We start from the raw sequence: 7,009 nt of genomic DNA, 5'->3' as shown, positions 1-7,009 counted from the left end.
GGTTGTGGGACGTCTCACATGGAGTTACAAAGGAACCGGTTAGATGAAGAGGTCTGGAAAGGCCCGCCAGAGAAGGTAAAAGCCCTGTAGTTCAAAACCCGTTCCCTCCGAGACGGATCCCGAGTAGTGCGGGGCACGTGAAACCCCGTATGAATCCGGCAGGACCATCTGTCAAGGCTAAATACTCCCTGGCGACCGATAGTGAAGCAGTACCGTGAGGGAAAGGTGAAAAGCACCCCGGAAGGGGAGTGAAATAGATCCTGAAACCGTGTGCTTACAAGAAGTCAGAGCCCGATCTATGGGTGATGGCGTGCCTTTTGTAGAATGAACCGGCGAGTTACGTTCCCGTGCAAGGTTAAGGTGAAGAGCTGAAGCCGCAGCGAAAGCGAGTCTGAATAGGGCGAATGAGTACGTGGACGTAGACCCGAAACCGGGTGATCTACCCCTGTCCAGGGTGAAGGTGCGGTAACACGCACTGGAGGCCCGAACCCACGCATGTTGAAAAATGCGGGGATGAGGTGGGGGTAGCGGAGAAATTCCAATCGAACCCGGAGATAGCTGGTTCTCCCCGAAATAGCTTTAGGGCTAGCCTCGGAAAGAAGAATCGTGGAGGTAGAGCACTGATTGGGTGCGGGGCCCGCAAGGGTTACCAAGCTCAGTCAAACTCCGAATGCCATAGATTTAGTTCCGGGAGTCAGACAGTGAGTGCTAAGATCCATTGTCGAAAGGGAAACAGCCCAGACCATCAGCTAAGGTCCCCAAGTGTGTGTTAAGTGGGAAAGGATGTGGAGTTGCACAGACAACCAGGATGTTGGCTTAGAAGCAGCCACCATTGAAAGAGTGCGTAATAGCTCACTGGTCGAGTGACTCTGCGCCGAAAATGTAACGGGGCTAAACACACCACCGAAGCTATGGCTTGATGCATTGCATCAGGGGTAGGGGAGCGTTGAATGCGGGTTGAAGGTGTACCGTAAGGAGCGCTGGACTGCATTCAAGTGAGAATGCCGGTATGAGTAACGAAAAGATCTGTGAGAATCAGATCCGCCGAAAGCCTAAGGGTTCCTGAGGAAGGTTCGTCCGCTCAGGGTAAGTCGGGACCTAAGGCGAGGCCGATAGGCGTAGTCGAAGGACAACAGGTCGAAATTCCTGTACCACCGTAATCCGTTATGAGCGATGGGGTGACGCAGTAGGGTAGTGACGCGGACTGATGGATGTCCGTCTAAGCAGTGAGGCTGGTGTGTAGGCAAATCCGCACATCGTAAGGCTGGGCTGTGATGGGGAGCGAAAATTATAGTAGCGAAGGTCATGATCTCAGACTGCCAAGAAAAGCCTCTAGCCAGGAGAAGGTGCCCGTACCGCAAACCGACACAGGTAGGCGAGAAGAGAATTCTAAGGCGCGCGGAAGAACTCTCGTTAAGGAACTCGGCAAAATGACCCCGTAACTTCGGGAGAAGGGGTGCCTCGGTAGGGTGAATAGCCCGAGGGGGCCGCAGTGAAAAGGCCCAAGCGACTGTTTAGCAAAAACACAGGTCTGTGCGAAGCCGCAAGGCGAAGTATACGGGCTGACGCCTGCCCGGTGCTGGAAGGTTAAGGGGAGTGGTAAGCTCTTCGGAGCGAAGCTATGAACCGAAGCCCCAGTAAACGGCGGCCGTAACTATAACGGTCCTAAGGTAGCGAAATTCCTTGTCAGGTAAATTCTGACCCGCACGAATGGCGTAACGACTTGGGCGCTGTCTCAACGAGAGATCCGGTGAAATTTTAATACCTGTGAAGATGCAGGTTACCCGCGACAAGACGGAAAGACCCCATGGAGCTTTACTGCAGCTTGATATTGAATTTGGGTACGATCTGTACAGGATAGGTGGGAGCCGTTGAACTTTGAGCGCCAGCTTGAAGGGAGGCATCCTTGGGATACCACCCTGATCGTATCTAGGTTCTAACTTGGTACCGTGATCCGGTACGAGGACAGTGTCAGGTGGGCAGTTTGACTGGGGCGGTCGCCTCCTAAAGAGTAACGGAGGCGCCCCAAGGTTCCCTCAGAATGGTTGGAAATCATTCGAAGAGTGCAAAGGCAGAAGGGAGCTTGACTGCGAGACCTACAAGTCGAGCAGGGACGAAAGTCGGGCTTAGTGATCCGGTGGTACCGCATGGAAGGGCCATCGCTCAACGGATAAAAGCTACCCTGGGGATAACAGGCTTATCTCCCCCAAGAGTCCACATCGACGGGGAGGTTTGGCACCTCGATGTCGGCTCATCGCATCCTGGGGCTGAAGTAGGTCCCAAGGGTTGGGCTGTTCGCCCATTAAAGCGGTACGCGAGCTGGGTTCAGAACGTCGTGAGACAGTTCGGTCCCTATCTGTCGTGGGCGTAGGAAATTTGAGAGGAGCTGTCCTTAGTACGAGAGGACCGGGATGGACGTACCGCTGGTGTACCAGTTGTTCCGCCAGGAGCACCGCTGGGTAGCTATGTACGGAAGGGATAAGCGCTGAAAGCATCTAAGCGTGAAGCCCCCCTCAAGATGAGATTTCCCAGTATGTAAGACCCCTTGAAGACGACGAGGTAGATAGGTTGGGGGTGGAAGTGCAGTAATGCATGGAGCTGACCAATACTAATCGGTCGAGGGCTTATCCTAAGATAAAACGCAAATAAGTTTCGGATCCAGTTTTCAGGGTGTAACCTTGAAACAAATGCTTAATATTCCCTGATAGCTCAGTTGGTAGAGCACTCGACTGTTAATCGAGTTGTCACAGGTTCGAGTCCTGTTCGGGGAGCCATATGGAGAGGTGTCCGAGTTGGCCGAAGGAGCACGATTGGAAATCGTGTAGGCGCCAAAAGCGTCTCGAGGGTTCGAATCCCTCTCTCTCCGCCATAATTATTTTATTGCATGGCCCGTTGGTCAAGGGGTTAAGACACCTCCCTTTCACGGAGGTAACAGGGGTTCGAATCCCCTACGGGTCATAAAAATATCATAAACGGACTTGCAATAAAAAGTTCATTATGGTATAATATGAGAAGTGCTTAAATGTGGAGGCTTAGCTCAGCTGGGAGAGCATCTGCCTTACAAGCAGAGGGTCGGGGGTTCGAGCCCCTCAGCCTCCACCATTTGAAAAATGAATATTTATTACTGTCGCGGGGTGGAGCAGTTCGGTAGCTCGTCGGGCTCATAACCCGAAGGTCGCAGGTTCAAATCCTGCCCCCGCAACCAATTAAAATTTATTATGGAACTGTGGTGTAGAGGCCTAACATGCCTGCCTGTCACGCAGGAGATCGCGGGTTCGAATCCCGTCAGTTCCGCCATTAGTAATACAACGTTTAATGAAGACCCTTGTTATAAGGCTCGGTAGCTCAGTCGGTAGAGCAGAGGACTGAAAATCCTCGTGTCGGCGGTTCGATTCCGTCCCGAGCCACTTTTAATTGAATATTTTATGTGCCGGTGTAGCTCAACTGGTAGAGCAACTGACTTGTAATCAGTAGGTTGGGGGTTCAAGTCCTCTCGCCGGCACCATTTTTGGAGGATTAGCGAAGTGGCCAAACGCATCAGACTGTAAATCTGCTCCCTTACGGGTTCGGTGGTTCGAATCCATCATCCTCCACCAGTTTTATAGGGGCATAGTTTAAAGGTAGAACAACGGTCTCCAAAACCGTTGGTGTGGGTTCAATTCCTGCTGCCCCTGCCAATTATTCATTACTTACGGCGGTCGTGGCGAAGTGGTTAACGCACCGGACTGTGACTCCGGCATTCGTGGGTTCAAGCCCCATCGGCCGCCCTTTACTTATTGGGGATTAGCCAAGCGGTAAGGCAACGGACTTTGACTCCGTCATGCATAGGTTCAAATCCTATATCCCCAGCCATCATTATGCGGACGTGGCTCAGCGGTAGAGCATCGCCTTGCCAAGGCGAGGGTCGCGGGTTCGATTCCCGTCGTCCGCTTTGTTATACTCTGGCGCCATAGCCAAGTGGTAAGGCAAAGCTCTGCAAAAGCTTTATTCCCCAGTTCAAATCTGGGTGGCGCCTCCATAATTTAATACGCCGGCGTGGCGGAATGGCAGACGCGCTCGACTCAAAATCGAGTGGGAAACCGTGGAGGTTCGAGTCCTCTCGCCGGTATTAACTAAAAGAGTTCATTAGAGATAATCTCTAGTGGGCTTTTTTTATTTGAGCTTTAGTACCCCACACATTGCTTGAGCTGAAGACACCTTTGAGTTGTATTCCAAATGCGAATAAATATTTGCCGTTGTTGCATAATCGCTGTGGCCTAACCATTCCTGAACTTCTTTCATGCTTACCCCTAATACATCTACATAAATATACTCCAGGTATTCAAGACAATAAGAATTGTCAGAAGATAAGAGATAGGATTCCTGTTATTCCTTCATACGAATCAGAAGCTCATAGAACGTGTCCACCAGTGGCAGTATACGGCGACTGGCTTTATTCTTGGTTCGGTCCTTTTCAATTTCAATATATCTACCATTCAAATTGCCCGATGTGGCGGTATGTTTAATATTAATAGTCCAATTCAATAAATCAATAGCCGACCATTTTAATTCTACGACCTCGCTTCGGCTCAGCCCTTAAAAGGCAGCCAGGATAACGGAAAGCTCAATTCTTTCGCCTCGGATTACTGCGAGGAGTTGATTCAGCTCCTCGGCATTGTAGAAGCTCACGACGTAATTGTTCTTTTTTGGGCTTTCAACTAAGTCAGGGAGATTCGCCACAATCAGCTTTATTTTCACGGCATACTGAAGGGCTCTGCAAATGTTCGCGTGGTAATGAATAACGGTATTGGCGCTGACGCCTTGGGTATACAAGGTCTGAAAATCCTCTGTAGTTTGCTTGTTCTTCCATATGATAATTCTTCCTGGCTTCCTGAAGCAAGATTTCGGCTCTTTTCTTGGTTCCTTTTATCTTAAGCCCCGTAGGGATCCATTTTGGTTATCGTTTACCATTCTCATCTTTACAGTTAGGCGGATGTCCCGTTGCGCTTTCTCCTCTTCCAACAACTCCAGAGGGTGAACCCGATCCTTTTTCAAATACCAGTTGAGCTTCGGAATGAATTTGCTACAAAAGTGGTAGCTGAATCCGCCGATGGATTGCTTTAGCGCCCAGAAGGTGCATTTGATTTTGAACCGGGCGGTATAAAGTTCGATGATCTAGGTCGCCTCCAGTGTCAGATCGGTGCTGGCCAGAATGGAGCATCGCCTGTTCGGATTCACCAGCAAAAACCACAGTTTTTGGTATACTCTTTGGCCCCATAACATATCCAGACACAGGTAACTGACGGATTATTCATTGCCATACATGCTCACGATAGCGTACTCAAACGCGGCGGTACGGCTTTAAAACAGCTCGGCCAAGCACCACCTTTGTCCTCTTTTTACGGTAGCGACCCCGGTCGGCAGGTGTACTATGACGTTCATAGGCAACGGTATTGGACTTGGCTTCGGTTACCATATCCATCCGGGTGCTGCCGAATTGATCAGAGGTAGGTAAAACCATTTCCGGGACGTGCCCTAGTCAAACACAGCATGAGGCCGATGACGATGACAACAAACCCATGAAAAGCGCCTCCAAAATTGCGTCACATTTAACACAATTGATATTGATTATCAATATCAATTGTGTTAATATAATTTTGTTCACTAGTGAACAAAAAATAATCTAATGGCGACACTGAACTTGGTCTGCAACTACTACAAGAGAGGGGAGATTGGGAAATTGGAGTTTCAAAATCATTTTAAAGGTCATCTTTACGAGCAATATATTAAAATGCTACATCTGAATGAGCTGTATACTGAACAAGAATTTAACTCGTTTCGGCAACAGGCCAGAAAGTACCAGATTGACATGCTCTCCAACAATATTACTAGTGTACACGTTATTGATTGCATTGGTGATTATGAACCGATAAATCATACCGGGATTGTGGAGAAGATGGGGTTGTCCAAAGCTAGCATTACTAAAATTAGTGCAAAGCTGCTGGAAATGGGCTTCATTATGAGAAGTCAACTGAACAGCAATCGTAAGGAGATTTACTTTAGTTTAACGGATAAGGGAAGACACGTTTATCATTTGCATAAAGAACTGCACAAAGAAAAAGAAGAAAGGTTTTACCGATTCATCGAATCCTATTCAGAGGTTGAGCTGCAGACTATTGGAAAATTTATGAGTGATTTGGTGGCGCGTGCCGAAGAATACTCCGAAGGGAAGTTTACGATAAATGACGACATTAAAGATTGAGGAATTAAGATCCAAGATTGAAGGGAAAGAAATTTTAAAAGGGCTCACACTGGAGATTCATGGCGGAGAGATTCATGCGATTATGGGACCTAATGGGACGGGAAAAAGTACATTGGCTTCAGCTTTAATGGGCCATCCCAAATATGAGGTTACTGGCGGTAAGGTGACATTGGACAATGAAGACCTTCTGGAGATGGAGGTGGATGAGCGTGCCCAGGCAGGCTTGTTCCTCGCTATGCAATACCCAAGTGAAATTGCTGGCGTGACCAACTCGGACTTTCTCAGAAGTGCTATCAATGCACGGCGTGAAGAAGGCGATGAGATATCCTTAATCCGTTTTATCCGTGAAATGGAGAGCAAAATGAAGGGGCTGGAGATGAACCCGGAATTTGTGCATCGTTATTTGAATGAGGGATTCTCTGGCGGTGAAAAAAAGCGGAATGAGATTTTGCAAATGATGCTACTTGAACCCAAGTTTGTGATCCTGGATGAAGTGGACTCAGGGCTTGATATTGATGCACTGCGTATTGTGGCCAATGGCGTAAATGAGATGCGCAGCCCGGATAGAGGATTTTTAATCATCACCCATTATCAACGACTGTTGAATTATATTACCCCGGATTTTGTGCATGTCATGATGCAAGGCCGGATAGTTAAATCTGGCGGTCCGGAGCTTGCCCACCGTTTGGAGGCTGAAGGGTACGATTGGGTGAAGGAGGAACTTGGGATTACGGATGAGACGGTAAGGGAAGCTTAAAAGCCGGAGAG

Annotated in this window: 4 protein-coding genes, 15 tRNA genes and 1 rRNA gene (1 of these 20 running past the window's edge); 18 read left to right on the top strand and 2 right to left on the bottom strand. The window is 48.8% G+C overall.

Annotated elements, in window-relative coordinates:
* The 16 genes from NSQ68_RS21375 to NSQ68_RS21300 form a co-directional block, all read left to right on the top strand.
* A 23S ribosomal RNA gene (locus tag NSQ68_RS21375) occupies positions 1-2,632 on the top strand; it begins 296 nt to the left of the window's first position.
* A 66-nt stretch (positions 2,633-2,698) separates the two neighbouring features.
* Positions 2,699-2,774, top strand: a tRNA-Asn gene (locus NSQ68_RS21370).
* 3 nt (positions 2,775-2,777) lie between these two features.
* Positions 2,778-2,869, top strand: a tRNA-Ser gene (locus tag NSQ68_RS21365).
* Between the two features lie 17 nt (positions 2,870-2,886).
* Positions 2,887-2,958: transfer RNA gene (locus NSQ68_RS21360), tRNA-Glu, on the top strand.
* 68 nt (positions 2,959-3,026) lie between these two features.
* A tRNA-Val gene (locus NSQ68_RS21355) sits at positions 3,027-3,102 on the top strand.
* A 26-nt stretch (positions 3,103-3,128) separates the two neighbouring features.
* A tRNA-Met gene (locus tag NSQ68_RS21350) sits at positions 3,129-3,205 on the top strand.
* A 15-nt stretch (positions 3,206-3,220) separates the two neighbouring features.
* Positions 3,221-3,297: transfer RNA gene (locus NSQ68_RS21345), tRNA-Asp, on the top strand.
* A gap of 37 nt (positions 3,298-3,334) precedes the next feature.
* Positions 3,335-3,407 (top strand) — tRNA-Phe (locus tag NSQ68_RS21340).
* Between the two features lie 22 nt (positions 3,408-3,429).
* Positions 3,430-3,505 (top strand) — tRNA-Thr (locus tag NSQ68_RS21335).
* A 5-nt stretch (positions 3,506-3,510) separates the two neighbouring features.
* Positions 3,511-3,596, top strand: a tRNA-Tyr gene (locus NSQ68_RS21330).
* A gap of 7 nt (positions 3,597-3,603) precedes the next feature.
* Positions 3,604-3,677: transfer RNA gene (locus tag NSQ68_RS21325), tRNA-Trp, on the top strand.
* 17 nt (positions 3,678-3,694) lie between these two features.
* Positions 3,695-3,767 (top strand) — tRNA-His (locus tag NSQ68_RS21320).
* 10 nt (positions 3,768-3,777) lie between these two features.
* Positions 3,778-3,852 (top strand) — tRNA-Gln (locus tag NSQ68_RS21315).
* Between the two features lie 7 nt (positions 3,853-3,859).
* Positions 3,860-3,931: transfer RNA gene (locus NSQ68_RS21310), tRNA-Gly, on the top strand.
* Positions 3,932-3,943: 12 nt separating this feature from the next.
* Positions 3,944-4,018: transfer RNA gene (locus NSQ68_RS21305), tRNA-Cys, on the top strand.
* Between the two features lie 11 nt (positions 4,019-4,029).
* Positions 4,030-4,108: transfer RNA gene (locus tag NSQ68_RS21300), tRNA-Leu, on the top strand.
* A gap of 257 nt (positions 4,109-4,365) precedes the next feature.
* Here NSQ68_RS21300 and NSQ68_RS21295 read toward each other — a convergent pair.
* Both NSQ68_RS21295 and NSQ68_RS21290 read right to left on the bottom strand, forming a co-directional pair.
* A complete protein-coding gene (locus tag NSQ68_RS21295; protein WP_235308384.1) occupies positions 4,366-4,524 on the bottom strand; it encodes a hypothetical protein in 159 nt (52 codons plus the stop codon).
* Positions 4,525-5,320: 796 nt separating this feature from the next.
* Positions 5,321-5,500 (bottom strand): hypothetical protein, encoded by a 180-nt coding sequence (locus tag NSQ68_RS21290; protein WP_342427122.1) that lies wholly within the window; start codon positions 5,498-5,500, stop codon positions 5,321-5,323.
* Positions 5,501-5,719: 219 nt separating this feature from the next.
* Between NSQ68_RS21290 and NSQ68_RS21285 the strand changes: the two genes are divergently transcribed.
* Complete coding sequence (locus tag NSQ68_RS21285; RefSeq protein WP_307353035.1) at positions 5,720-6,241, top strand: MarR family transcriptional regulator; 522 nt, start codon at positions 5,720-5,722, stop codon at positions 6,239-6,241.
* Positions 6,222-6,998 carry a Fe-S cluster assembly ATPase SufC gene (sufC, locus tag NSQ68_RS21280; RefSeq protein WP_023990247.1) on the top strand — a complete coding sequence of 259 codons (777 nt, stop codon included), beginning with the start codon at positions 6,222-6,224 and terminating at the stop codon, positions 6,996-6,998. Before NSQ68_RS21285 ends, sufC begins: the two co-directional genes overlap by 20 nt.
* The last annotated feature ends 11 nt before the right edge of the window (positions 6,999-7,009 follow it).

The sequence above is a fragment of the Paenibacillus sp. FSL L8-0158 genome, from assembly GCF_038592965.1.
GTDB lineage: Bacteria > Bacillota > Bacilli > Paenibacillales > Paenibacillaceae > Paenibacillus > Paenibacillus polymyxa_D.
This window is presented reverse-complemented; position numbering and strand designations above follow the sequence as displayed.